The sequence below is a fragment of the Vibrio profundum genome, from assembly GCF_050337555.1.
Lineage (GTDB): Bacteria > Pseudomonadota > Gammaproteobacteria > Enterobacterales > Vibrionaceae > Vibrio > Vibrio profundum.
The window spans coordinates 1-25,112 of record NZ_JAKJTA010000004.1 but is presented as its reverse complement, the minus strand read 5'-3'; the positions used below and the strand labels follow the sequence as shown (position 1 = coordinate 25,112).

The 25,112-nt window shown below is 43.0% G+C and carries 21 protein-coding genes and 2 pseudogenes; 7 read left to right on the top strand and 16 right to left on the bottom strand.

Going from position 1 to position 25,112, the window contains the following annotated elements:
• Positions 1–43: 43 nt before the first annotated feature.
• Positions 44–356 (bottom strand): annotated as a pseudogene (locus tag L4C34_RS02640) (ArsR/SmtB family transcription factor).
• A gap of 425 nt (positions 357–781) precedes the next feature.
• On the opposite strand from L4C34_RS02640, the gene L4C34_RS02635 reads away from it, so the two are divergent.
• Entirely contained in the window at positions 782–1,165 is a 384-nt protein-coding gene (locus L4C34_RS02635) for a DUF2799 domain-containing protein (protein ID WP_428787801.1), read from the top strand.
• Positions 1,166–1,271: 106 nt separating this feature from the next.
• Here L4C34_RS02635 and malQ read toward each other — a convergent pair whose 3' ends face one another.
• The 7 genes from malQ to L4C34_RS02600 form a co-directional block, all read right to left on the bottom strand.
• Positions 1,272–3,458 carry a 4-alpha-glucanotransferase gene (gene malQ, locus L4C34_RS02630; RefSeq protein WP_428787800.1) on the bottom strand — a complete coding sequence of 729 codons (2,187 nt, stop codon included), beginning with the start codon at positions 3,456–3,458 and terminating at the stop codon, positions 1,272–1,274.
• A gap of 459 nt (positions 3,459–3,917) precedes the next feature.
• On the bottom strand, positions 3,918–4,739 hold the full coding sequence (locus tag L4C34_RS02625) for an alpha/beta hydrolase (RefSeq protein WP_428787799.1): 822 nt from the start codon (positions 4,737–4,739) through the stop codon (positions 3,918–3,920).
• Between the two features lie 8 nt (positions 4,740–4,747).
• The gene (locus tag L4C34_RS02620) at positions 4,748–5,548 is read right to left on the bottom strand and encodes a TrmB family transcriptional regulator (RefSeq protein WP_428788127.1); all 801 of its coding nucleotides are present in this window, start codon (positions 5,546–5,548) and stop codon (positions 4,748–4,750) included.
• A gap of 182 nt (positions 5,549–5,730) precedes the next feature.
• Positions 5,731–7,506 carry a glycoside hydrolase family 13 protein gene (locus tag L4C34_RS02615; protein ID WP_428787798.1) on the bottom strand — a complete coding sequence of 592 codons (1,776 nt, stop codon included), beginning with the start codon at positions 7,504–7,506 and terminating at the stop codon, positions 5,731–5,733.
• Positions 7,507–7,596: 90 nt separating this feature from the next.
• Complete coding sequence (locus tag L4C34_RS02610) at positions 7,597–8,433, bottom strand: sugar ABC transporter permease (RefSeq protein ID WP_428787797.1); 837 nt, start codon at positions 8,431–8,433, stop codon at positions 7,597–7,599.
• Positions 8,434–8,435: 2 nt separating this feature from the next.
• On the bottom strand, positions 8,436–9,719 hold the full coding sequence (locus L4C34_RS02605) for a carbohydrate ABC transporter permease (RefSeq protein WP_428787796.1): 1,284 nt from the start codon (positions 9,717–9,719) through the stop codon (positions 8,436–8,438).
• Positions 9,720–9,736: 17 nt separating this feature from the next.
• The gene (locus L4C34_RS02600; RefSeq protein WP_428787795.1) at positions 9,737–10,969 is read right to left on the bottom strand and encodes a sugar ABC transporter substrate-binding protein; all 1,233 of its coding nucleotides are present in this window, start codon (positions 10,967–10,969) and stop codon (positions 9,737–9,739) included.
• 407 nt (positions 10,970–11,376) lie between these two features.
• Here L4C34_RS02600 and L4C34_RS02595 point away from each other — a divergent pair, with 407 nt between their 5' ends.
• The 3 genes from L4C34_RS02595 to L4C34_RS02585 are packed head-to-tail and all read left to right on the top strand — an operon-like array spanning position 11,377 to position 14,625.
• Positions 11,377–12,444, top strand: a complete 1,068-nt coding sequence (locus L4C34_RS02595) for a hypothetical protein (RefSeq protein WP_428787794.1) — start codon at positions 11,377–11,379, stop codon at positions 12,442–12,444.
• A 19-nt stretch (positions 12,445–12,463) separates the two neighbouring features.
• Positions 12,464–13,486, top strand: a complete 1,023-nt coding sequence (locus L4C34_RS02590) for a UDP-3-O-(3-hydroxymyristoyl)glucosamine N-acyltransferase (protein ID WP_428787793.1) — start codon at positions 12,464–12,466, stop codon at positions 13,484–13,486.
• Positions 13,487–13,503: 17 nt separating this feature from the next.
• On the top strand, positions 13,504–14,625 hold the full coding sequence (locus L4C34_RS02585) for an ABC transporter ATP-binding protein (RefSeq protein ID WP_428787792.1): 1,122 nt from the start codon (positions 13,504–13,506) through the stop codon (positions 14,623–14,625).
• Positions 14,626–14,776: 151 nt separating this feature from the next.
• On the opposite strand, the gene L4C34_RS02580 is transcribed toward L4C34_RS02585, so the two are convergent.
• The 6 genes from L4C34_RS02580 to L4C34_RS02555 form a co-directional block, all read right to left on the bottom strand.
• Entirely contained in the window at positions 14,777–15,493 is a 717-nt protein-coding gene (locus L4C34_RS02580) for an ElyC/SanA/YdcF family protein (protein WP_428787791.1), read from the bottom strand.
• A gap of 246 nt (positions 15,494–15,739) precedes the next feature.
• A complete protein-coding gene (locus L4C34_RS02575; protein WP_428787790.1) occupies positions 15,740–16,714 on the bottom strand; it encodes a LacI family DNA-binding transcriptional regulator in 975 nt (324 codons plus the stop codon).
• Between the two features lie 81 nt (positions 16,715–16,795).
• Positions 16,796–18,103, bottom strand: coding sequence for a 6-phospho-beta-glucosidase (locus L4C34_RS02570; protein ID WP_428787789.1), 1,308 nt, complete (start codon positions 18,101–18,103; stop codon positions 16,796–16,798).
• Positions 18,100–18,477 (bottom strand): PTS lactose/cellobiose transporter subunit IIA, encoded by a 378-nt coding sequence (locus tag L4C34_RS02565; RefSeq protein ID WP_428787788.1) that lies wholly within the window; start codon positions 18,475–18,477, stop codon positions 18,100–18,102. The genes L4C34_RS02570 and L4C34_RS02565 overlap by 4 nt, the downstream gene beginning before the upstream one ends.
• 49 nt (positions 18,478–18,526) lie before the next feature.
• Positions 18,527–19,855 (bottom strand): PTS sugar transporter subunit IIC, encoded by a 1,329-nt coding sequence (locus L4C34_RS02560; protein WP_428787787.1) that lies wholly within the window; start codon positions 19,853–19,855, stop codon positions 18,527–18,529.
• Positions 19,856–19,943: 88 nt separating this feature from the next.
• On the bottom strand, positions 19,944–20,249 hold the full coding sequence (locus tag L4C34_RS02555) for a PTS sugar transporter subunit IIB (RefSeq protein ID WP_428787786.1): 306 nt from the start codon (positions 20,247–20,249) through the stop codon (positions 19,944–19,946).
• 401 nt (positions 20,250–20,650) lie between these two features.
• Between L4C34_RS02555 and L4C34_RS02550 the strand changes: the two are divergent.
• The 3 genes and pseudogenes from L4C34_RS02550 to L4C34_RS02540 all read left to right on the top strand — a co-directional run.
• Positions 20,651–21,257 (top strand): annotated as a pseudogene (locus L4C34_RS02550) (IS1 family transposase); the annotation flags it as partial.
• A 62-nt stretch (positions 21,258–21,319) separates the two neighbouring features.
• Positions 21,320–21,565 (top strand): hypothetical protein, encoded by a 246-nt coding sequence (locus L4C34_RS02545; protein WP_428787785.1) that lies wholly within the window; start codon positions 21,320–21,322, stop codon positions 21,563–21,565.
• A 122-nt stretch (positions 21,566–21,687) separates the two neighbouring features.
• Positions 21,688–22,800: an ABC transporter substrate-binding protein gene (locus tag L4C34_RS02540; RefSeq protein ID WP_428787784.1), complete on the top strand. Its 1,113-nt coding sequence runs from the start codon at positions 21,688–21,690 to the stop codon at positions 22,798–22,800.
• A gap of 183 nt (positions 22,801–22,983) precedes the next feature.
• Here the strand turns inward: L4C34_RS02540 and L4C34_RS02535 are convergent, their stop codons facing one another.
• Complete coding sequence (locus L4C34_RS02535; protein WP_428787783.1) at positions 22,984–23,766, bottom strand: substrate-binding periplasmic protein; 783 nt, start codon at positions 23,764–23,766, stop codon at positions 22,984–22,986.
• Positions 23,767–24,531: 765 nt separating this feature from the next.
• Positions 24,532–25,112, bottom strand: a 581-nt coding sequence (locus L4C34_RS02530; protein ID WP_428787782.1) for an IS5 family transposase, incomplete at its 5' end; no start/stop codon positions are given.

Below are 25,112 nucleotides of genomic sequence, written 5' to 3'. Positions count from 1 at the left end.
CTACAAGCAAGTTGGTACTCCTTTTCGGAGTTATATCTACTTCTCAGTCAAGCTTTTCGTCCGCACAGCATTCTTCTCGTAAAAACTCGATGACTTTATCTAAGCATTGATATTCAGCTACGCAGTATAAAGTGCGACTTTCTCTACGTTGAGAAACTAGACCAGCAGAGGCAAGGCTAGAGATAGAGTGAGACAACGTCGATCCCGGAATATCCAACTCACGCTGAATCGCTCCTACCGGAATCCCTTCCAAGCCAGCCTTAACGATACCTTTATAGATCGCAATTTGTTGGGTGGCCACGCTCTTTCAATGCCTTGGCGACACTATGAAGATAAGCAGGTGAGCCGTTACCTATTTAATGTTGCTGTTCCATTATTCTTATACTTTGTGATCATCTGTTTCTTAGGTTTCTTTATCTCTAAAAAGCTAGGTTACAATTATGAGATGTCCGCATTATTGGCACTGACTAGTTCAAGCAATAACTTTGAGCTTGCTTTAACTACAGGTGTTGCAATCTTTGGTCATTATAACGTTTGGTAGGACTGAATCCGTTAGGCTTGATGGTAAAGAGCACGAGAGATAAAAACCCATCGAGTAGCTTTTCATTATAAATGAAACATCATATAAAAAAGAAGGCAATTCAAGTTGGAATGAATCAAATTCATAGCTAACATAACAAATGTAACTGGGATTATCGGTAAATACAGCACTGCAACGTTATGAAGAGGTAAATATTCATACTTGGAATTAATAAAATCAGCTAAAACATAGGATAACCAGATGAAAATATTGTTCTTTCTACTTATTTCAACAATGCTATCCGCCTGTTCTTCTACAGGGGAAGATTACTCAAATGTAAAAGACTGGAATAATTACGGCTACCAAAGTGGATTCTCTGGAGAATTAAAAAAATCACCCGATGAATTAGCTCACACTGACAAAAATAAATACAATCAATATTTAAATGGATATAAAAAAGGTCAACAAGCGTACTGCAAACAGGACGCCTATTTGTTAGGGCTGACTTCGCAAGTATATAATGGAGTATGTGACAAAATCGATCCTTCTTTTGCACTTGAATATCAACAAGGATTGAGCAAAATAAGTTCTTATGGCTCTCATTCAAAGGACAGCGCGATTAGTGGTCAATCTTCTTCGCCTTAATTGCTCTCTCTATAAATCATAAAAGCAATCGCTAATGAAAACAGTCACTCCTGAAAACAGTCGCTTATAAAAAAGAAGGGGGAACTATGTTGTCCCCCCTTTTTTATCAAGCAACTTTTGAGGCCGAACGGCGAGCTTCGGTGATCAAGCTTGTTAGTGACAATAGATCATCACGCTTCATCATATCTTCAATACAAGTGTTTAGCTTACGCCGCCAATTGGGGTACTCATCAACAGTGCCAGGAATGTTGACCGGTAAATCCATTTCCAGCCAGTCTTCAAGCTGCAAGCTCAGCAATGAAGATGAACCCGCCGCTAAATGGCATTGCATATTATGACTCAAGGCACGGTCCATCTCTAAGAAACGGGCGTCTCGAGTTAGCCCCGGTGGCAGCATACCGTGCCCATCCATGCTGTTGATGATCTGCTGTTTGGACTTCAATCGATCATCATAAAGCGCCTGCAGTTGAGTTTCATCCAAGTATAAACCGAGCTCTTTGCCCATCTTAAGATCTTCGCAATGCCAAAAGCCCTTCAACGTTGGCATATCATGGGTACACAGTGTTGCCATTGATTGAACTGGGTAATGCGCTGGAGAATAGAATCCACCGTCGTCAGCCGATTCAAAGAAAAAGACCTTATACGAATGCACACCAGCTTCTTGCAGCAAGCCCACAATCTCGTCAGGGACTGTTCCTAAATCTTCACCAATCACAGCACACTGGTGGCGGTGGCTTTCTAACGCTAACAGTCCCAATAACGCCTCAACTGGGTAACTCAAATACACCCCATCACAGGCAGAATCACCTTTAGGGATAAGCCACAAGCGGAGAAGTCCAAGCACATGGTCGATGCGCAACGCGCCGCAATGCCGCATGTTCGCTCTCAACATATCAATAAATGGTCGATAGCCTTGCTGCTTGAGTACAGTAGGGTTCAGTGGCGGCAGGCCCCAATTTTGGCCTTGTGGCCCGAGAACATCAGGTGGAGCGCCAATGCTAAGATCTAGAGAAAGTTCGCCTTCACTTGCCCAAGCATCGACCCCACCTTCACTGACCCCGACAGCCAAATCGCGGTACAAGCCGATCATCATGCCTTTTTCTAGCGCCAATTGCTGCGCTTCCTGCAGTTGGCACTCAGCATTCCATTGCAAATACATGTAGAAACGTACTTGCTCTTTGTGCTCGGCAATATAAGTCTGCACCGCACGGTGTGAGAAAGTTCGATATTGCTCAGGGAAAACTGGCCAGCCCCAAATGGAACTATCTTTTGCTATCAGATCTGCATGCAGCGCATCGAAGGCCGCTTGTTGCAACAAAGACTCGCCTCCCATCTCAATAAAATCTTCAAAAGACTGGGCGCGATCCGTCTGTTCGCCTAAATCACGCGAACAGAATTCTTGATAGAGCAGCGCCAACACTTCTAGTTTGGCCTCTGTGACCTTGCTATAGTCGATCCATTCTTTATCCCTAAGCACCTTAAGGTTTTGCTGGAAGCTAAGCTCAGAAACTTTTTCCTGCGCTTTTGCACAAACTGAGAACTCTGGGACAGCAGGGACATCTAAATAAATAATATTGAGCCAGCGGCGCGACGAAGGGCTATATGGGCTAGCCGCCTCTGGTTGTGCTGGGTATAGAGAGTGGATTGGATTCAGCCCAACAAAATCACCGCCTTGTGCGGCAATGCTCTCCACCAGTAACTTCAAGTCGCCAAAATCACCCACGCCCCAGTTATGGTGAGACTTTAATCCATATAGCTGAACACTGGTTCCCCAGCTTTTGTGACCGGCCATCATAGCTGGCTGCTTGAAACACGACTTTGGCGTTACGATCAAGTCCGCTTCATAAGGCACTTTTTTACGCTTACGATGAAGTAAAAATCGGTGGTAACCCATTTCCATTGCACAAGGTAGCGAAACCGTTAACGGACCATCCTGAACCCTTTTGTCAGCAACAACGTGCTGCTTGATTTCGCCACTGATTTTCTGACCCGATTCACTGATGATCTCCCAACAAAAATCTGCTGGACGGATGCTCCGGCCGATATACAAATCAACATAGATAGATTGGTTTTCCTTGGCAAGGATAACTGGCTCAATCAATCCTTTGCAACGATGGACCTTTTCTGCAGAAGAGAGCAAGGCTTCGTCACTGCCGGTTTGGTAACCCAGACCATCCAACACCTTGGAAATGGTAGATACATCAGCATTAGATTGCTCACCCCAAGAGTTTGTGTAGCGCCCTACTATTCCTGCTTGAACAGCCACCTGTTCCAATATGGTATTTTCACTCATCTCTAACTCCAATAACGACCTTCCCAGCCGATATACATTTGTTCTTTGCTGTTGGCGGTCAATCCACACGTATTGTAGATACAGCTCCCAACCTGCACGGCGGGTCTGAGAGCCAATGACTCAATTGTGGTAGTACCCGATGTACTACTACACTAATGGGTTAAGATGGAACAGAAAATACTCACAATATTAAATTGAGATCAGAATCACGAACAGTATGGATATTATTCAGGAGGCTTCACATATTATGTGATATTTGTTCAGGAGAGAGGCGACAAGAAGATCAATAACGGGGGGTTGGGTGACGACTTGCCCAAAGGCGATATTGAGACATTAGGTTGTCTAACGCCAGTGCGACCTTACTGGCGTCCTTTCATGATGACGTATAACTACCGATTTGATAACAAATCATATCGAATTATGATTGATAGCTAATCTTCACATGTGTTAAGCCAAATCTTATTTATAAAAGAAGTTCAACATGTCTGGGAAGCGCCGTGCCCAAGCAGACTCTGTATGTTCCGCTCCCTCTTCGACAACGTAGTGCAAGTTAATACGGTCCTTCTTTTCTAACAAGTGATTCACTTTATTGGAGCCATCCAAATAGATATTTTCGAAATCAACAGATCCACCGCTACTTTCTTTCGTTCCCATATCCATATAAACCTTGATATTTTCATCAAGTCGGCGTTGCTCTAGATAGGCGATCATTTCAGGTTGATTGAACCAGAAAGCGGGGGAAAATACGCCAGCCATTGAGAATATATCCGGACGCTCCATCACCCCATACAGGCTGATTAAACCGCCCATTGAGCTGCCCGCAATCGCGGTGCTTTCGCGCTCTGGTTTAGTTAGGTACATTTCGTCAATATAAGGCTTTAATGTGTTGACAATAAAATCAATGTAATGCCCTCCTTCTCCGCCACTCTGGTATACCGAAGGGTCCCAGTCTGGCAAATTGAAGCTCTGATCCATCTTCCATGGCGAGTACTCATACATACGGCACAAGCCATTAAACTCAGCGCCATTATCAATCCCTACTACGATGACCCCTTCATCGAGATCAAACAATCGGTCAACCGCTTGAGGGATTTGCCAAGTGTCACCACCGTAACTAATAGAGGGATCAAATAGGTTTTGACCGTCATGCATATAAATAACAGGGTAGGTTCTCTCAAACTGGTAGTACCCTTTTGGCAGGTAAACACGAATACTTCTTTCGCGTGGTAATGGGTGCATTTCGAAGTTATTTATAATGTGATAACGATCATTGGTAAGCATAGTAAGCCTTAGTTTTTGCGCGTTTTTAGATCATCCTGAACCATTTCATTGGTTTGCTCATGAATAGTTCGGATATGAATTGGTTCAAGGTCTGAGGATTTCTCAAATTCAGTTAGGTAAATATCGTTATGAATATGCTCAGCCGTTATTTTCACTATCAGGCTATTGTTGGTGTACAAACCTTCACTTGCCCCACTTTGAGAAAAAATAAGTGCTTGGGCCATATCCACAACCATCATGAACCTTTGTGATGGGTAGATTTCTTCTTGTTTATCGAAACGGGAATAGAGCTCGACTTTCTCATGGGGTACGTCAACACGGTTGAAAGAGAAACAAATAATACGCACTCCTCGCTCGATCGCCTGACAGATTTCATCGCTGAATATCCCCAGCCTAAAATCTGAATTCAGGTAGATCTCAACCTCGGCCTGATTAATCAGCTCACGAGCCCTCTGCACAAGGTTGTCGTATCCGGTCATGTTGTAAATGAATTCTTTCTCTTCCTGCAGCATCATCTTGGAAAGCTCTTTTTTCAAGATGCCGATGTTTTCAACGGTTTTCTTCTCGATCTGGCTGAAGATCAGCTCCGGTAACTTAGCCTCATACTCCTTGGTATCTCCTTCTGACATGAAGATATAACCGTTGTTGTAGAGGTTATCGATTGAGGAGTAAACCGACGAACGGGAAAGTGAAATTTCCTTGGCTATTTTATAACCACTGGCACGGCCGTTTTTCAGCAGATTGATATACACAAGAGCATCAGTTTTAGTAAAGCCGAAGTCCATTAACTTAGTCACGAGATCTGGCACAATTTGTCCTTTAAAACTATTCACAATCAGCCCTTTAGATTATCACTATGTGATAGCGACGTCTAAGCCGTACCACGTATTGTCGGTTCGACTATCACATTCAACTGCCTATCTTGATAGCAGTAGGGACTCGACAAAATCCATAATGCTATCAATTAGGGGGAGGCCTCCCCCTAACCTGTTTACTGTCCTAAAATCTGGTAGCCGTATGGTGCAAGCTCTAGCTCTTGCGAGCCCAGCTTCACTGACTTTTCACCATCAGAATTGTTCAGTACAAATGTCAAACCGCCACGTTGATACGCGATACAGTCCTTATCATCAACGTTAGTCCAAGAGATAGAGGCTTCGTTTAGCTCAGGGTGATTGAGACGAAGCTGAATCATCTGCTGGATGAAGGCACGAAACTCTAGATCCTGCTCTTCTTTATCCCAAGTCATACAGCGACGATTCTTCTCATAGCCCATACCACGCACACCATTCATGCCAACTTCACCACCGTAATAGATACAAGGTGAACCGACTTGGGTAAACATAAACAGATAGGCCAGTTTTGCCTTGCCTTTATGGTCACCACATTGAGAGAGAATCCGCGACGTATCGTGACTATCAAGCAGATTAAACATCGCCTTGTTCACATTGGCCGGATACGACATATAAGAGCGACTTACATCATTAATAAAGCCCTGCTTATCCGACAAATTATGAGCAAAGAAATCTGTAATAGCCTGAGTCATTGGGTAATTCATCAATGAATCATATTGCTCACCACGTAGCCAAGCCATGCCTTCATGCCAAATTTCACCCAAGATATAGCAATCTGGCTTCGCGCCTTTGACGACCTTGCGGAAGTCTCGCCAGAATTCATGGTCCACTTCGTTGGCAACATCTAAGCGCCAGCCATCGATATCAAACTCTTCTACCCAATGGCGGGCGACATCGAGCAAATAAGCTCGGCACTCTTCGTTCTCAGTGTTGAGTTTTGGCATCTCAATAACGTTACCGAAGGTTTCGTAGTTAAAGTTCCAAAAATCCCATTGATCTTTCGGGGTCTCTGGGTAAACCGGGAATTTATTGATCCAGAACCAGTCGGCATACTTTGAGTCTTTACCTTTTTCAACCACGTCTAACCACAGCGGCGACTTATCACCAATATGGTTGAAGACCGCATCCAGCATGACTTTCATACCGCGGTTATGGGCTTCTTTTACTAGAGCTTTAAAGGCTTCATTACCACCAAAGTGTGGATCCACATTGTAGTAATCAACGGTATCGTATTTATGGTTACAATTAGCAGTGAAAATCGGACAAAGATACAAGCCGTTCACGCCAAGATCTTGCAAGTAATCCAGATTATCTATGACTCCCCATAGATCCCCGCCCATAAAGTTACGCTCAGTAGGCTCTGTTCCCCAAGGCTGCACATTTTCCGGTGAGATTTCCGGACGCCCATTAGCAAAACGTTCTGGGAATATCTGGTACCAAACAGTGCTTTCCACCCACTTTGGCGTTTCTAAAACATCGCGAGGATTAATATATGGAAAACAGTAAAAGTTACTAAGGTTACTCATCTCTACTTCTTCTACCGTAGGATCTGAGATATCAACAATACGCTTTTCACCATACACCAACTTCTCGCCTGTCTTTCCATGCAGGATAAAACCATAGCGTGAACGGCGCTTAGGTGGCGTAAATTCAGCAAACCAATGGTCATGGTGTTCGGTCTGGCCTTCCAGCACCATTTCCACGTCACTTCCACCGATCCAGCCATGGGCTTCGCTGCCGCCAAGGTTACCACCATCGAGTCCCCCTTCCGCCCAGCGATATGGGTCACCAATCCACAGAGTTACCCGCTCGACTTCATTCTTTGCCGTACGGATCCTTAAATGTAATGTCTCTTTATTGAAGGCGTAAGCATCCGCACTCTTTGGCGTATGCACAATAGAGCTTTTCGTTATCATTATTTATCCCTAAATTATTTTAATAGGCATTTCAATTTCAACATTAATACCAATTTCGATATTAATAAAAGAGCTTGATATGCCATAGAATTATTCTTTTACTGCACCGCTAACTAGGCCTTTAGCAATATGCTTTTGTGTTGCGACAAACAATAAGGTAATAGGTACGGCAACTAATAAGGCACCAGCAGTAAACAAGGTAAAGTTCTCTGCCGTTCCGGTTCTAATCCAACTGAATATACCAATTGCCAATGTCATTTTATCTTCACTTCTCAGGATCAAGGTTGGTAAGATAAAATCCATCCAAGGCGCGGTAAATGACATGAGTGCCACGAAGACGAGAATAGGTTTAGCCAAAGGCAATATAATCTCAAAAAATATCGTAAAGTGACCTGCACCATCTATTTTAGCGGCTTCATCTAATGACGTAGGTATCGCATCAAAATAGCCTTTTACCAACCATGATAAAAATGGTAAAGACCCCGTTACGTAGACCAATAGCAGGCCCCAATAGCTGTCAATGAGATCTAGCTTAGATAGCAACACATAGATTGCTGTCATCGATAAAAAGGCCGGGAACATTTGTAGCACTAAGATCCCAACCATCACATTGCGCTTACCTTTAAAGCGGTAACGTGAAAAGGTAAAGGCGGTAATAGTTACCAAGACCAAGCAGATGATCATATTGGCTAAAGCCAACCAAAAAGTATTTTCATACCACTGAATGTAAGGCGTATCCTCAAGCAGCGTCCGATAATGATCTAGAGTAAAATGAAAGCTGCTGAAAGATGTTGTGAATAAATTGTTTCCCGATTTAAATGAAGCGAGCACTGTCCAAAGTACGGGAGCTAGCACAATCAACGCATTTAGGGCCAAAAATATATAAACAAATACCGTACTCATTTTAAGTGGTTTATGAGTTGCCATAATTACATACCTACATCTTCTTTAAATGACTTCATTCTTCTAAACTGCCAAATAGCAATCGTTGACAAGAATAGGAAAATTACAATCGAAACCACAGCGGCAATATTATATTGTTGAAAATCTAGCGTTAGTTTATATATCCAAGTAATCAAAATATCGGTATGACCAGCAAATCGATAATCTGGATTAATTGGGCCGCCTTCGGTAAGCAAGAATATTGCGCCAAAGTTATTAAAGTTATTGGCAAAGGCCATCACTAGCGACGGTGCTAACTGATTGAGTACCATAGGCAACGTGATTTCCCAAAACTGCTGTAATTTATTCGCGCCATCGACTTCAGCTGCTTCATAAATTTCAGCTGGTATGTTGGTCATCGCACTTGAAATCATCAACATGAAGTATGGCGCACTAACCCACACACTAACCAGTATTACGGTAACCTTGGCCGTAATTGGGTTCGATAAGAAGCCAATAGAATCAATGCCTAATCCATTAAGGAGATTATTGACCGGCCCCACCCCATTTAACAACAAACGGAACACTAACAAAGTAACGAAAGACGGGATGGCATAAGGCAAAATAAAAATTAACCGCCAAACTTTTTTAAATTTTATATCTCTATGCTCAACCGCGAGTGCCAATACAAAGCCAAACGCAAAATTCGCGGCGGTTGCACAAACCGCCCAAGTCACTGTCCAAGTGGCCACTCCAAAGAAGGTGCCAGACCAAATCTCCATTTTGAACAGAGAAACAAAGTTTCTTAGCCCAACCCAATCAATCAAGCTTCTCGGTGGTATATGGTTTGGCGCTGAATAGTTGGTGAACGCGACCATGACCGTGATAGCGATAGGAAGGATTATAAACAGAAAAGTCGCAGCGGCTGACGGTGTGAGCATCAAAAAAGCAAAATGCTTCTCATACGCGCTTTTCACCTGATGCTTCAAAGAAGTTCTTTCTGGCACAAAACTTAGAGCGTCTTTCACATTGGCTATGTAAACCAAAGCAAATAACCCAATCAGTAGGACAGCGATGACTCCATCTACCAGCATAAAGATTGAATTATCTCCTTGGATAATATCAAACCCTCTGCGCTGCTGCGCAATCTCGCCCAAGGTTGCCAATCCTTTTACTGCGGTCAATAAATCAACAGCAAAGTACAAGAAAGCGAGTTGTATTATAAGAAATATAAACCCTCTTAAATACGCGCCACCTTTTATTTGGCTGCCTCCCATGACAACAAGGGAGAGGGGCGAATTAAACGCCCAAATTCTAGCAATTAATTGCATTTGACTACCTAATGTTATTACTGCTGCATTGAGATCTGCTGTTGGATAATGTTTTCCGCCTTATCTAAAGCACCTTTAATATTTTCATTACCATTCCAGATCCCTGATAGTGCCGCGTCCATTGGTTGCCAGAGGTAGCCCATTTCAGGAATAGATGGCATCGCATCCGAATATGCGCCCTGTTCAATCATCGCATGAGTAATAGGCTCGGCATTCGTATCGCTAGCCGCTTCTTTCATCACAGATTTAATCACTGGAACCGACCCTGTCATTTCAAAGCGTTTCTTTGCCATCTCTTTCGAAGAGATGAAATTTGCAAAAAGCTCCGCAGCGCGTGGATATTGAGTGAAAGCCGACACGACCGCTAAGCGCACTGTCGCGAAAGTTCGAGGATGATGTCCATCAAGAGTTGGGATAGGTGCGACACCATAGTTCAGCCCTGCACTCTTGAATGCTTTCACGGCCCAAGGCCCATCAATGATTGCGGCGACTTTACCTTCTTCAAACAAAGCTCGGCGTACCTGTGGGTCGCTAATATCAGCAGAGTTGGCGCTATTGGCTGCTTTCAGTTTGAGCATTGAGGTTAAACCAGCAACCGCTCCCTTATTCGCAATCCCTAAGTCTTTGGCATTAGTGCCATTATTGCCAAATTCATAACCGCCTTCCATTGCCAAGAACATACGCGACTGGTAGTAGTTTTGAATGTTCCACAACAAGGTGTATTTATGTTTATCCGGGTTATTGAACTTCTTGGCAAATTTAATAAGTTGCTCAAACGTTGCAGGCGCTTTAGGCAATAGATCCTTGTTATAAAACATAACGACGGTTGAAAACGACAGCGGGAAACCGTAACTCTTACCATCGATTTTGGCCGCAGCAGATGCACTCGATATAAAATTATCTTCGATACGCTTCGCACTGACTAAGTTTTCCATCACACCGCCCGCCACAACAAGGCGACCTAAAGTGTCATGCTCGATTTCAACAACATCACCAACTTTTGTGGTGCCACCATCCTGGATAAGGCGAGTCGCCGTATCCACCGGCGATAAAGAGCGGAAAGAGAACTTTACATGATAGTGATTATGTTGGTCGAATTGTTTGGCTGCATACCGCATGAACTGTGTGCTGACACCATGGTCTGCCCAGATCATTAAATTTGCATCTGGTTCTGGCACTACATCTTGGGCAAATACGGAGCCACTAATACACGCTGAAGCAATTAATGCGGATAAGAGAGCACTTTTCATTTTTGTTCCTTTTTTTGCATTTCACGGCTAGTAGTACATCCTGTACTTCCAATTAGAGCGTATTGATAAGATAGAGGTCAACTACTCATATGAGCGGTATTCGTTTTTTGTGATTCCAATCATTAATTAACATGCCTTCATATACTGGTTTAGAACGAATATATCCATATGCAAACAGTGTTTAGCCTCCCCCGCCGCTTATTACAATAAACTCACTAATAACAAGCCATCCGCTATTACCGCACCCACTTCAATGAGAGATTGCTCAAACTTCACCGTTCACAATGCAGATGTAGATCACATAATTTCACTGGGAAAATGACGGGGAAATAAACATCAGCAAATATAGTCGTACGTCCTGTACCACCAAAACAAAAATTACAATTATCTAGCAAGGACTCTTTAGAATGAACAAAACAATCTTGTCAGTACTCATTGCGAACGCAATGTTTACCTCAAGCGTGATGGCGGCAATTCCCCCATCAGATACAGGATCTACTGACACGAATGAACACGACTTCTTCTCAACGGTTGTTGACGGTACAGGAGGAAATATAGGTGGCTTGGTCTCGCAAGAAGACAAGAAATCCTACGACGCAAGCGGCAATTTAATCGGAAAAAATGAATATACTGAAATCAGTATCATTAGCGGTTTTTTATACAACAAACACCTTCCGGTATCATTGAACTACTCGTTAGAAAAAACCCGAAATAAGTGGAGCCCTGCCGGTAACTCATCTCCAGTAGTTGATAACGGTTATAAGCTTTCAACGAACCTTCGTTATAACAGAGGGATTGGCGGAGGATTTAGCTCAGGGTTTGGCTGGGCCAATGAAACTGATCGCAATGACCGCACCCAAAAAGACGACAAACAAGTCAGCCACAAAGGTAAAGTGAAGCAAGACATCAATGAGCTCTACACCTTCCTCGGCTACTGGAATAACGACTGGCAAGGTGGGTTTTATAATCAGTTCAACTACGGAATGAGCAAAGAAACCAACTCATTGGACTCTACTAGCAACTGGGGAATCCTGAACGATACCTATTACGAGATTTCAATCAAACCATACAAGAACTTTGGCAAGTTTTTTGGCGGTATTGAATTCTACTACGAAGATAAAGATACCGATGGGCGTGATGGCACTTACCTGCAAAATTACAACGAGTGGTATATCGAACCAGAACTTGCATACACCTTTGACTTCGGTGGCCGCTTGTCCATAAAACAGCGCTATGGTGTTGAAACCACCAAGATGGCAGCCACCAAGGTATCCAAAGAAGCGAATTACTTTGGCGAAATCAATAAAACCACCATTGGTTACCAGCAGAACTTCAAAAACTGGTCAGTTAACACAGAAGTCGAACTATTCAAAGAAGACAAAGAACAAGAAACCGTGAACAACAGTTACCAAAGAGAATCGAACGGCTGGGACGAAACCAAGAAAATCAAGATAACAGCTGAATATCGCTTCTAACGCCAACAGGAAAAATCATATGATAAAGGTCGCGGAGATTGCTGATGTGATAGGTGGTATTGTCATTGGCAACAAGGAGCTGCACGTTGAAAACATAGTGGAGCTAGACAACCCCTCTTCTGGAGGACTTGCCATTGTCCGGCAGCCCAGCGACCTCAAAAAAGTTTCCGCGAGTTTAGCTGACGTTATTGTTGGACCACAATCTATCTGCAAAGATATCAAGGCAACAGTGATTGCCATTGAGCAGTTAAACGCCCAGCTCATTAACCACTTTCTGACTTGGTATAAGGTGAATAAATACCGATTAGATGACCAAGACAATACCTCTGACATTGATGATGTCTACATTGGAAAATACACCTCAATTGGAACAGGCTGCCACTTTAAATCTGGTGTAAAAATCATGAACGGTGTGACCATCGGCAACAACGTTGCCATTCATGCCAACACGGTTATTAAGGAAGGGACTGTAATCGGTGACAATGTCACTATTGATTCCAACTGCTCGATTGGCAATTACAGCTTTGAGTATCTAACCAATGAACACGGAGAATACATCAGGCTAGAGAGCATTGGTCGAGTCATCATCGAAGACAATGTCGAGATTGGTTGCAACAACGCCATTGACCGCGGCACCATTGGCAATACCATCATCGGCGCGGGCAGCAAGCTGGATAACCTGATTCAAATTGGCCATGACGTCAAAATAGGACGCCATTGCTTGCTGGTATCACAAGTCGGGGTTGCCGGTTGGACAGAGATTGGCGACAACGTCATTATCCACGGCCAGGTTGGGATCACCGGTGGTGTGAAGATTGGTCACAATACCCGTATTAAAGCGCAAGCTGGGGTGACGCGCTCTTGCGCACCTAACAGCCACTTGTCTGGTTACCCAGCTCGTGACACTACAGAATACTTAAGAACTCTCGCTTCACTTAACTCTCTGATTAAGCGAGAGAACCAACCAAAACAAAAAAACAACCATTCAGGTAGATCCGCTGGAAAAACTAGCTGGTTCAACAAGGTTTTAAATTTTAAATGAGATTCTCGGAGTAACTCATGGCCACAGTCAGCCTACGAAAAGTAGAAAAAGAATACGAAAATGGCTTCAAAGCAGTGCATGGCATCGATCTCGATGTCAAAGACGGTGAATTTATGGTTTTTGTTGGCCCATCCGGTTGTGCAAAATCGACTACCCTACGCATGGTTGCAGGACTTGAAGACATCACCGATGGAGAGATTCGTATCGGCCAAAAAGTGGTCAATGACCTAGCGCCAAAAGACCGTGGGATCGCGATGGTATTTCAGAACTACGCGCTCTACCCTCACAAAACCGTTTTCGATAACATGGCTTTCGGTCTAAAAATGCAGGGGAAATCGAAAGAAGAAATCAAACTTCGAGTGACAGAAGCGGCCGAAAAACTTGAGATCACTGATTTGCTTGACCGTAAGCCAAAAGAGATGTCTGGCGGCCAACGCCAGCGAGTCGCGGTTGGACGAGCGATTGTTCGCAAGCCAGACGTTTTCTTATTTGATGAACCACTTTCAAATCTAGACGCCAAACTCCGAGTTTCCATGCGAGTTAAAATCGCACAGCTGCACCAGTCGCTTAAAGAAGAAGGTAATCCAGCGACCATGATCTACGTCACCCACGACCAAACCGAAGCACTTACACTAGGCGATCGTATCTGCGTGCTGAACAAAGGACAGATCATGCAGGTGGACACACCAACCAACCTTTATAACTTCCCAAACAATAAATTCGTTGCGGGCTTTATTGGATCCCCAGCGATGAATTTGGTGGATACTGCACTAAGAGAGCAAGGCGGGAACTATTTTATTGAACTCGCTCCGGGCCAAAAAGTGGTCATTCCAGAGAATAAAACCCACGGTCTTAAACAAAGTATTGATACAAAAGTCTGCTTCGGCATCCGCCCAGAGCATATCACGCTTGCAAAAAACTCTACCGATCTCAACGTGATTGAAGGTAAGCTTTCCGTAGTCGAAAACATGGGTAATGAGAAATACCTACACTTCAGAGTCGGATCCAATATCATTATCGCCCGAGTCTCCTCTGTGGATCTATCGACATCAGATATCGGAAAGAATTTCCATTTCAACTTAGACACCAGCTTCTGCCACGTATTTGACGGTGTCACTGAGCAGAATATCTCGTTGTAGCTTTTCGGTATCTAGAAAGTTCGGTATTTAAAAAAAGAGAGCAATTTTGCTCTCTTTTCGTTTTTCAGTAATACCTGAGCTATGGATATTCGGGCGAATCGCTCAAAGCCTGCACTAGAACATCCTAGATCTCAACAACAAACTAAATTCACTAAAATAAATTAGCCCCAACCCACTTCAACTTATTCCAATACGTTCCCAAATATTCGTGAAAAGCGGTCTTAGTTTTTGCTACGTCACTTCCATTCGGCATAGATAAAAGGCTACTGTTTCTATGCATAAAGTCTGTAGTCGCTGGAATTGGTTTTAGTCCTTCTTTTTGAAAAAGGGTCATCGCTCTTGGCATATGGGATGCCGATGTGACTAAAACAAACGGCGCATTTCTGATTAATGTTTTAATACTTTGCGCTTCTTCTTGAGTATCTTTAGGACTGCTCTGTATTAGAATATCGCTTTTCGGGATCCCTAAGCTCATAAGCTTGTTCGCATTTCTAACTGCTTCAGGAACTTCGTAACCCGGACCGGGATAACCAGAAGTGATGATTTTTGCACCATGTAACATATGAAATAATCTTATCGCTTCATACGCTCGGCCATTAAAGTCACCACCGAGAAGCAAAATATACTTTGCGTTAATATCACTGTTGGCACTTAGCGCTGGGTAAGTCGACTCCAACGGCTCTATTATCCAGTTAGAAACAGGTGGATAACCTATCAAAAACATCCATATAAATGAGAAAGTCAAAAACACTTTCGCCTTCTTGTAACTTTTTCTATATAAAAAGAAAAGCCCGACTCCAAACGAAAGCAACCCTATAGCAAAAGGCATTAAAAATGCTGATAGTATTTTCTTGAGAACAAACCCCATTTATTCCTCGACATAACATTCTCTGAATCTGGCACGAATATGCCTAAGTGAAGGCTAGTTTACTACCTCCTTCCAACTACAAGAAAGTATTTCAATGAGTATTACACCCTAATTCACTGAATCCCACACTCTGGTAAGACCCCAGATCTCTATACACTCTCAAGCTTTTTAAGACATGTTTACGTTTCCAGACCTTGGTATAGGTGATCGACTACGTCAGCCCAATGACCTTTCTGAGAATCGACGTCATTGAAGAGTCAGCACCGATCCTCTATCAATGATCTCGGGTTCAAAAATCGGATTTTTTGAACCCGAGTGAATAAGTTGATAAGTCGCCGCCTTTGCCATGGAAGTAATCGGGAAATGCAAACTCGTTATTTTAGGCGTCACAAACTCCGCTCGTTCCCCACTGTCATAACAAATTAACGAAATATCCTCCGGAACATGCAACCCATGCTCAGAGATCGCGAGAAGTGCACCTACTGCCATTTCTTCATTGCAACAATAAATAGCAGAAGGCGGGTCGTTTTTCAGAATTTGGCAGGTTAAGCGGTAGCCACTTGGCAGGTCATACTCTCCAGATAAACAGTGTGTGGGCGTCAGGTTTGCGCGTTGCATTGCATCAAGAAACCCATCGCGCCGAAACTGGCTAGAATAACGGCTTTCTGGGCCACTAATGCAGGCTATCTTAGTATGCCCTTTGTCGATGCAATGTTGAGCCGCCAGTCGGCTCGCCAATTGGTGGTCAAAGAAGACACACCTCTCTTCGAGACCTTCAACAAATCTATCTAGCAAGACAAACGAACGTTCTTGCTCCGCAAGCTCAATCAATTGTTGATCAGACAGGGCCCGTACATGCAGTATCAGTCCGTCACATCTCATGTTATAGAGTTTGTGAATGGCGCTTAGCTCTTTTTCGGCACTTCCTCTTCCCTTAGTTACCAGTAGCTGTTTGTTATGTAACTCCGCCTCAGTTTGGACATTATCCATCAAAATACCAAAAAAGGCCCCCAAATAGGATGTCGTGACTAATCCAAGCGTCTGACTTTGGCTGGAAGCTAAAGCTCGTGCTGCGGGATTAGGAGAATACCCAAGCTCCGCGATTGTATTTTCAACCAATTGCTGCGTTTTAAGCCTAACTTTTTTTTCGCCATTCACCACCCTAGAAACAGTTGCTCGCGAAACTCCTGCGGCGGTGGCTACGTCTTCCAATGTGACCATGACATTGCTTTCCAAACTCGTTAAGGTTTATCGGTATTATGTTCTAAATGAAAAGAGGGGAACACTCTCCCCCTATCAGAATTAAGCAAATTTCGGCAAATATTCTTGGTTGCATGAAATGACATCCGCTAATAGTGACTCTGCGAGATTCGCATCACCAATCAGCGGATTAGTGACCAGCGCCAGTAGCGCAGCCTCTTTATCTCCAGACACTGCCGCTTGTATAGTCAACTGCTCAAAGCTTTTTATTTGTGCAGTTAAACCATGCATTGAGTTAGGAAGCTTGCCAAAAGCCAACGGGTGCGGTCCTTGGCTATCTACAATACAATCTGTTTCAATAACCGCGTCATCTGGAAGCCCTGTGATGGCACCATTATTTTGGGTATTCAGCGTAAGACGGGTTCCGGAATTATTTTGAATTGCACAGATCAACTCAACAGCCACTTCTGAATAAAAAGAGCCACCTCTGAACGTCAATTGTTCCGGTTTTTCAGATAGATTTGGATCGGCGTAAATTTCAAATAACGCTTTCTCAACCTGCATGACCTGTTCTGCTCTTGTCCCTTCGTTACTGGCTTGTTTAATTTCATCTTTAAGCATGGTTTGCGTTTGATAAAAATAGTGATGGTATGGGCAAGGTATCGCATTGAGCGCCCGCAAAAAGGCCGGGTTCCATGGCGCTTCTTTGATATTATTCATCGTCAGTTCTGCACCGTCACACAGACGGTCGATAACAGTTTGGGTGATATCTTCACCTTTATGGATAACATTGTGAGCCCAAACCATATGGTTAAGGCCACCAAAACGTATCTGAAGGTCGTCAAACTCTACTTGCAGCATGTTCGCTATCATGTGATGCATAGTAACAGGCACATTACACACGCCAACAATTTTCGCGTTGGTGTAACGTGTGACCGCTTCCGTGACAATACCAGCAGGATTGGTGAAATTAATGATCCAAGCATCGGGAGCAAGCCTTTCAACTAAACGTGCAATATCTAGCATGACCGGAATCGTTCTAAGCGCCTTTGCAAAACCGCCAACCCCTGTCGTCTCTTGACCTAGAATATTGTACTTGAGCCCGAGACGTTCATCTTTAGCTCTTGCTTGCAACCCGCCCACCCTTAGTTGAGTGAGGACGTAGTCCGCACCAATAATGGCAGTATCCGGTTTGTAGTGAACCGTGATTTTGACTTGTTCTAACCCTTCTCTTGCAAACATCCGCCGTGTTAACGCGGCGATAGTCTCAACTTTCTCACGACTAGACTCTATATCAACCAATGCTAACTCATGTAATGGGAGGCTTCGCCAACGTTTGATGATCCCTTCAATTAATTCAGGGGTGTAGCTGCTTCCGCCACCAATGACCGCGATTTTTGCCGTTTTCATTGCGCGTCTCCTTCTGTAATTGAGGTCCTGCGAAATAATTCGATCATGTCGTTAGCTAAATCTTGAATCAACATGGCATTCATCAAATGATCTTGAGCGTGAACCAAGATTAGAGTAGTCGGCAGTTTGCCGCTACCTTCATCAAGCCCGATCAATTGAGTTTGCACCTTATGTGCCTGCGATACGGCCTCTTTGGAATCACGCAATAGTGTTTCTGCTTGGTTGAATTCATCTTTTCTCGCTTCCTGTATCGCCATTAATGCGCAGCTACGTGCGTGACCAGAAGTAACAAGCAACTCCATTACAATAGATTCAAAGTCAACACTATCAATGTCTTCCGCTTTTTGAGCAAGCGGTTGGCTAATCGTTTCCATAAAAATTCCTTTCAAATTCCGTTAATAAATGTACTTAAAATCATTCGGGTTACGCATTGGCCGAAGCGGTCAGCGGGCTTTCATCATTGCTAGGTTGCGTCGCGTTTTCCTCTTTGCAAAGCTGCTTCTCGTATGCTTTGAAGAATGGATACCAAATGAGGTAGTCCACAGCAATCAAGACAAACACCAAAATAAACGCGCGATAATCCCAAGAGGCAGAAATCATGGCTCCAATAGGAGCAGGAGTTGTCCAAGGCGCCATTGCGATCATCTTTTGGACCAATTCTAGATTCAATGCAAAATAACTCACCAACACATTAACGATTGGCACCACCAATAAAGGGAAAAACATAATTGGGTTCATCACCACTGGAGAACCAAAAATTAGCGGCTCGTTAATATTGAATAGCGCTGGCACCACGCTCAGCTTACCAATCGTTTTCAAGTGCACTGAACGACTTCGTAAATACATAAACGCCAAGACGAGCGTTGAGCCAGATCCTCCGATGCACAGGTAAAATGACCAATAAGGAGCCGTTAGAATATGAGTTGCTTGCGCGCCGTGGGTAATAAGTGCAGCGTTTGCAGCAACATTGGCCATAAAAATAGGATTCAGTAACCCTGTGACTATGTTGTCTCCGTGGATACCTGCAAACCACAACAGATTCGCGATGGTGACGGCTAAAAGGATTGCAGGTAGGCTGTCTCCCATTGCAATCAAAGGATGAAAAGCTTTCATGATTGCAGCAGGCAATAACATGCTGTATTCACTTTGCAGAAACAGACTGACTGGATATACCGTCAGCATAATTCCTATCACTGGGTACAATAATTCAAACGAACGGGCAATGGCTGGGGGTACCTGCTCTGGCATCTTTATCGTGATATTGTACTTTTTGAGCCTATATATGAGCTCAACAGACCAGAAAGCGCAAATAATGGCGGTGAATACACCTTGCCCGCCTAAATACTCCATCGACATAGTATTGTGTACTTGAGGGGCTGAGGCCAACAAAAAAGCCATTAAAGAAAGCATGGCCGACGTCAGCCCATCCAACTTATAATGCTTCGCTAAGCTGTAGGCAGCACCAATACTGACAAAGACGCTCATCAGCCCCATCGTCATGAAATAAGGCATGGTAATCGTGCCCCAATGTGCTTTCGCTATATGCACCCACAATTGACCTAAAGTGGATGTGGTGTCGGCATTAAAGGGGGGATTGGCAACAATCAGCATGATACTGCCGACAATTAGAAACGGCATTGCCGAAATAAAGCCATCACGAATGGCGATGATATGAGGTTGAGTCCCAATTTTAGTCGCAATCGGCGCAACCCGATTTTCAACGACGTCCATTATGGATGTATAAAAGCCCATACAAAACTCCAAAGTGCCGCAGCTCGCCAAGCAACACGTGGCGAGTGTGGTAAGTTAAGGGGAAAATCTACGAAATAAAGTAACTACACTAAGAAATCAGAGCCAAAGCGCTGTCCAGGACTTTGTCTCCACGCATTGTGCCATAATCCATCATATTGATGACCGATACCTTTTTGTCTAAAGGAGTGGCAAGATTAGTAATTCGAGTTTGTTCATATTTCACTTGCGGGCCAAGTAAGACCACGTCATAACTTTCAATGTGATCGGCAATGTCGGCAACAGAGACGGCATTTATTTCTACCTCTATCTGCCTGCTTTGTGCAGACTCAATCATTTTCTTCACCAACATACTTGTCGACATTCCCGCAGCACAACATAGCAGTATTTTGTTCATCGTATTCCCCTGTAAATTCATCCTAAAAGTACCAATGCCGTTAAGTGGCCCACAAATGAGAGCGCTCTCATTTGTGGCTACGGTAAGTTTTTTATAGGAATAACAATGAGATCTTCGTTGGGTTTATCCTGAGTCAAGAATTTTAATGACCAATTAATGAGAACTACATCTCGTCGTAAACAGAAATACTATCAAAAGAGACAATGGGATGAATTTTTTCATCACAAAAAGTTAACCAATGTTCCAGGGCCTAGCAATGTTCCAAACTGTGTTTGGTTTCGCGTTCCCTGCTGGGGCCTTACTAAGACATTGAATATCGACAGCGCGGTAGTCAGTTTTTTGGGTCGTGACGCCAAGTGGTTGAGTTAGTGTATAATCTTTCTTTTTCCAAGGATTGAATGATGGCTACCATTAACGTGAAATGTCGTTTTTGTTCTCAAACTGACCCTGTCAAAAAGCACGGACGGAACCCAAGAGGTATCCAGCGATAGCGTTGTTTAGAAATGTAAACGGTGCTTCCTCCTCGATGATGCTTATGAAGCCTGTAAGCCGGGAGTTAAGGAAAAGATTGTCGATATGGCCATGAATAGCGCCGGCCTTCGAGACACAGGGCGAGTGCTGAAAGTCGGTTACAACACCGGTTTGCGCACTCTAAAAAACTCCAACCAAGACAAGTAACCACGATCCCGTTTGATGCCGCGATTATTGAACTGATTTGTGAAGTCGACTAACAATGGTCTTTTGTGGGAAATAAAAAGAATCAGCGCTGGTTGTGGTATGCATGGGAGCCGAGGTTTAAACGTATTATTGCTCACGCATTTGGCAAGCGGAACAGACAAGCATTTAAGCGTTTCCAAAGCTTGCTGACTCCCTTTACCGTCAATTTCTTCTGTACGGATATTCAGTGTTTACACAGCAAATTTACCACATGAAAAACACATCGTGGGTAAACGATACACACAGAGAATCGAGCGAACCAATCTCACTTTACGCACTCGACTAAAGAGATGAGTGAGAAAAACGATCGGCTTTCCACTTCACCCGATAGCTATACAATACCTTGAGTATCTTTGATCGACTTCCGTGATTGGGGCATAACCTCATTAGATACTTGGGGAGATGCGAGTGACAACATTGCTTGGATGTCTGAAAACCAATGTATTTTATTGGTCAACGTGTTCTCTAAAAAGATCCAGCATTTCGCAATGGAAAAAGGGATTATTAATAAAGATATTGTGCAGTTTTTTTTCGACTACGATGAAGCCTACCAAGCCTGCCTAGATAAACTTGCCGATTTACGCCGTCACCAACTATGAGAGCATTTACCTAGCTCGGAAGCCAACTTTTCATAGATATGTCCATGATGGAAAATCACCCAAGAATATACTAGTTTTTAAGTACCCTAAATTTTAACTAGCAATCTAGAATTGGTAAGATCATGATATTACGAATAATTTCCTTAATGGCAATTACATTAATACCCACTACATTTAGCTATGCGAAGGAATTTAAAGTAGCCATGATTTATCCTAGGGATGCTCCATTTTGGCGTACAGTAATTAAGCTATCTCAGGAGAGTGCTAATGATTTAGGGATAGAGCTCACTGCGTATAATGCTAAAGATAGTCATGTCAAAATGAAGAAAATATTACAAACAGTTGTTGCCGGTCCAGACAAAGTCGATGCGGTAGTTTTTAGTAATTTTAAACACATGGCACCTAAGTTAATAGAGATTGCTGATGCGGCAGGTGTCTACTCGTTCCTATTCAACAGTGCTATGAATTCAAAGGATGCCAAATCTGCTGGCTCTCCAAGAGTGAAATACAAAAATTGGATAGGTGAGATGTTACCAGATGAAACCTCGGCAGGCATAAAACTAACCAACCTGTTAATAGATGCTGCGTTAGCTAACGGTAAAGTTAACGCTGATGGTCAGGTAGAAGCAATAGGAATCAACGGTCCTAGAGCATCTGGATCAGCAATCGTCAGAGAAAAACTTCTAGAACATGCGGTAGGAATGAGAAACGATGTTGAATTGCTGCAGATCGTGCACTCTGAAAAATGGGATGAAAAAGATTCCAAGCAAAAATTTATAGGCTTAGCAAATCGATATCCCGCCGTTTCAGTGTATTGGGCAGGCAACGATCGCCTTGTAAACGGTATAATACAAGGTGCTAACGAGCTAAAACTAAAACCTGGAACTGACATTTTCACGGGAGGGTCTGGGTTGAATGAGACAACGCTTAAACAAATCCAAGCTGGTCATGTAGTAGCTAGTTATGGTGGACACTATATTGAAGGTGCTTGGGTAATGGTATTACTTTATGACTATTTAAATGGAATTGATTTTGCACAAGAAAGTCTTGAAATGAAGACTCCAGTCGGAGTGGCGACAAAAGAAAATGTAGACTTGTACTTAGGCAAATTAACCGAAGAAAAATTAAGTGAAAGTAATCTCAGAAAAATCGATTTCACTCAGTACTCAAAAAAATATAACCCTAGTGTATCAAAATATAATTTCGATTTTGATTCAGTCTTAGATCAACTTTAACCACTTATTACTAGGTGAGGTAATTGCGCAGATTGGTCTTGTTCGACCCCCGAGTGTGGGTACCGTTTTATTGAAATTCCCCGGGAGCCTCGCATTGAGGATCTCGGAATTTTTAACGGTATTGGAGGTATTCACACACATCATAGTTAACACAGCTACTAAATGCACCACCCCCCCTCCTTGTTATAATTGTGAATCTAAAGGTATATTATGTTTTTCAGCTAATTGTGACAGCGTGCCATCTTCTTTGAGAATATTGAGTCCCTTGTTAAAAGCTTTAGCTATTTCTTGATGGTCATCAACTTTCTTGGAAAACATATTAAATAACATATTTGTTTTAAGTGGAGGGGTTAATTTTACAAATTTCCCTTGATACTCTGGAAGATCTTTCATAATAGTATAATTTATTATTACCTCCGAACTTAAAATAAGGTCAACTCTTCCACGGTCTAATTTTAGTAATTTTTGTTTAATGTTTTTTGACTTGCTCTTTTTTAAGAAATCTGCATTATCGAAAGATTCGCCGTAAGAAGACCCTCGTAAGTAATCTATCGAGTACTTTTTAAGGTCTGTCAAAGATGTATAACTATTGGGAGAAGACGACCCCTTTTTTTTGAAAAATGAATCTGAACTCTTCATTATAGGGTCACTGTATACTGAGTAAGCTGCTCTTTCTTGTGTATAATATGCTCCCAACACAGCATCGGCCTTACCATCCTGAACCATTTTAAGAGCTCTAGCCCAAGGGACAAAGTCAATTGTTGTCTTATACCCTACACGTTTTAATGCTTCTTTTGTTACTTCACTGACATAACCTTGCTGAGGTAAGCTAGAAGCAAAAAAAGGAGGCCAATCTACCGTAACAAAACGTACTACCCTCTCTTCTGCACTTAATGAAAACACAGGGAATAATAGTAAGAAAAATAGATACTTTTTTATGGAATTCCATTTTAGTATTTTTTTCATAAATCGTTCTCGTATAATATACGTGTAGAATATATTATAGTCGGTTATCGTGTATGAGATATGATTTTCTTGGGTCGTGACAAAAAGTGAGTTAGCGACTACCGCTTCCCCTTCCGAAACAGAGCACTACTGTGATAAACAAAGGCATAGATTCGAGTTAGCCCGTTAGAGAAGCGCGTGAGTGGCGTAACACATATCGGAACGAATAATTGAACAACGATGCCTATAGTACCTCCTATCAAGCATCGTATATATTTGTTTAGGTTCTTCATTAAAAATGATCCCAGCCTAACTCGTCTTAAATATTCCCACGCCCTACCTTTACGAGAATTTAATTTCTCAAGTGAGTTAGCAATAAATCCCCCTCTATTATCCCCTTCGCCCCAGAAGCAGTTACATATATATTGTTTATTTTCAATGTATACACATCTAACAGTCATATCTAGATTACCGGATTTTTTCCTTACTACATCTCCAACACAAAACATGTATGTTCCCTTATTAGAAATGGAACTCTGAAACATCAATAAAAATATTATGTTTTTATAAATCCCGATAAAAAGCAGTAAATTATAGACTATTAACTAGGGAAGAATGATACCCATGAACAACTGTAAGCAACTGCTTTTACATTGAAGTTCCATTGCGTTATTTAGAGTAATTATTCAACCAAAAGGATTCGGTCGACATGTAATGGTTTCACCTTAGACAGGCGTTGTTGAACAAATCAGGTTGAAGACAGATCTTACCTACGCTTAGCTTCCGTTAGTGTCTAACAGGCATACCTAGTCCTATGACTTTGTTCATGGCTTTGACATTAGCGAGTGCCTCACCGACTTGAGCGTTGTAATGCCTTAAGCTCAATTGACCGCTAGTGAGTCCTTTGTATCGAGACATGGCCGTCTCAGACAGGGAGCGGTCATGGTAACCAGAGTCGATTTTCCATTGGGTTAACGTGTCATTTTTTAACGCTTTAACYGCTTCGTTTCTTGGGTGCCCATCATCCCAAAAGGCCGCATTTTTACGTGGGGGTATTAATGGCGTTATCCCTTTTTGTTGCAACACGTTATGGCACTCCTTTGTGTCGTACGCTCCGTCACCCGATACCGCCTGCACCTTTCTTCGAAGAGGGTTGAGGAGTGTGGGSAACACTTCACTGTCTCCGACATTAACGAGGCTGACTTCAGCGCTGATGACTTCATGGGTATCCACATCAACAGCGAGGTGTAATTTACGCCAAGTTCTCCGCTTTTCATTGCCATGCTTTTTAACTTTCCACTCCCCCTCACCAAACACCTTAAGGCCTGTAGAATCAATCGCGATATGACGAATACTGCCACGAGATT

Excerpts from the sequence above, each read along its gene's own strand:
- L4C34_RS02635 (WP_428787801.1), top strand. The coding sequence starts at position 782 with ATGAAAATATTGTTCTTTCTACTTATTTCAACAATGCTATCCGCCTGT.
- malQ (WP_428787800.1), bottom strand. The coding sequence starts at position 3,458 with ATGAGTGAAAATACCATATTGGAACAGGTGGCTGTTCAAGCAGGAATA.
- L4C34_RS02625 (WP_428787799.1), bottom strand. The coding sequence starts at position 4,739 with ATGCTTACCAATGATCGTTATCACATTATAAATAACTTCGAAATGCAC.
- L4C34_RS02615 (WP_428787798.1), bottom strand. The coding sequence starts at position 7,506 with ATGATAACGAAAAGCTCTATTGTGCATACGCCAAAGAGTGCGGATGCT.
- L4C34_RS02610 (WP_428787797.1), bottom strand. The coding sequence starts at position 8,433 with ATGGCAACTCATAAACCACTTAAAATGAGTACGGTATTTGTTTATATA.
- L4C34_RS02605 (WP_428787796.1), bottom strand. The coding sequence starts at position 9,719 with ATGCAATTAATTGCTAGAATTTGGGCGTTTAATTCGCCCCTCTCCCTT.
- L4C34_RS02600 (WP_428787795.1), bottom strand. The coding sequence starts at position 10,969 with ATGAAAAGTGCTCTCTTATCCGCATTAATTGCTTCAGCGTGTATTAGT.
- L4C34_RS02595 (WP_428787794.1), top strand. The coding sequence starts at position 11,377 with ATGAACAAAACAATCTTGTCAGTACTCATTGCGAACGCAATGTTTACC.
- L4C34_RS02590 (WP_428787793.1), top strand. The coding sequence starts at position 12,464 with ATGATAAAGGTCGCGGAGATTGCTGATGTGATAGGTGGTATTGTCATT.
- L4C34_RS02585 (WP_428787792.1), top strand. The coding sequence starts at position 13,504 with ATGGCCACAGTCAGCCTACGAAAAGTAGAAAAAGAATACGAAAATGGC.
- L4C34_RS02580 (WP_428787791.1), bottom strand. The coding sequence starts at position 15,493 with ATGGGGTTTGTTCTCAAGAAAATACTATCAGCATTTTTAATGCCTTTT.
- L4C34_RS02575 (WP_428787790.1), bottom strand. The coding sequence starts at position 16,714 with ATGGTCACATTGGAAGACGTAGCCACCGCCGCAGGAGTTTCGCGAGCA.
- L4C34_RS02570 (WP_428787789.1), bottom strand. The coding sequence starts at position 18,103 with ATGAAAACGGCAAAAATCGCGGTCATTGGTGGCGGAAGCAGCTACACC.
- L4C34_RS02565 (WP_428787788.1), bottom strand. The coding sequence starts at position 18,477 with ATGGAAACGATTAGCCAACCGCTTGCTCAAAAAGCGGAAGACATTGAT.
- L4C34_RS02560 (WP_428787787.1), bottom strand. The coding sequence starts at position 19,855 with ATGGGCTTTTATACATCCATAATGGACGTCGTTGAAAATCGGGTTGCG.
- L4C34_RS02555 (WP_428787786.1), bottom strand. The coding sequence starts at position 20,249 with ATGAACAAAATACTGCTATGTTGTGCTGCGGGAATGTCGACAAGTATG.
- L4C34_RS02540 (WP_428787784.1), top strand. The coding sequence starts at position 21,688 with ATGATATTACGAATAATTTCCTTAATGGCAATTACATTAATACCCACT.
- L4C34_RS02535 (WP_428787783.1), bottom strand. The coding sequence starts at position 23,766 with ATGAAAAAAATACTAAAATGGAATTCCATAAAAAAGTATCTATTTTTC.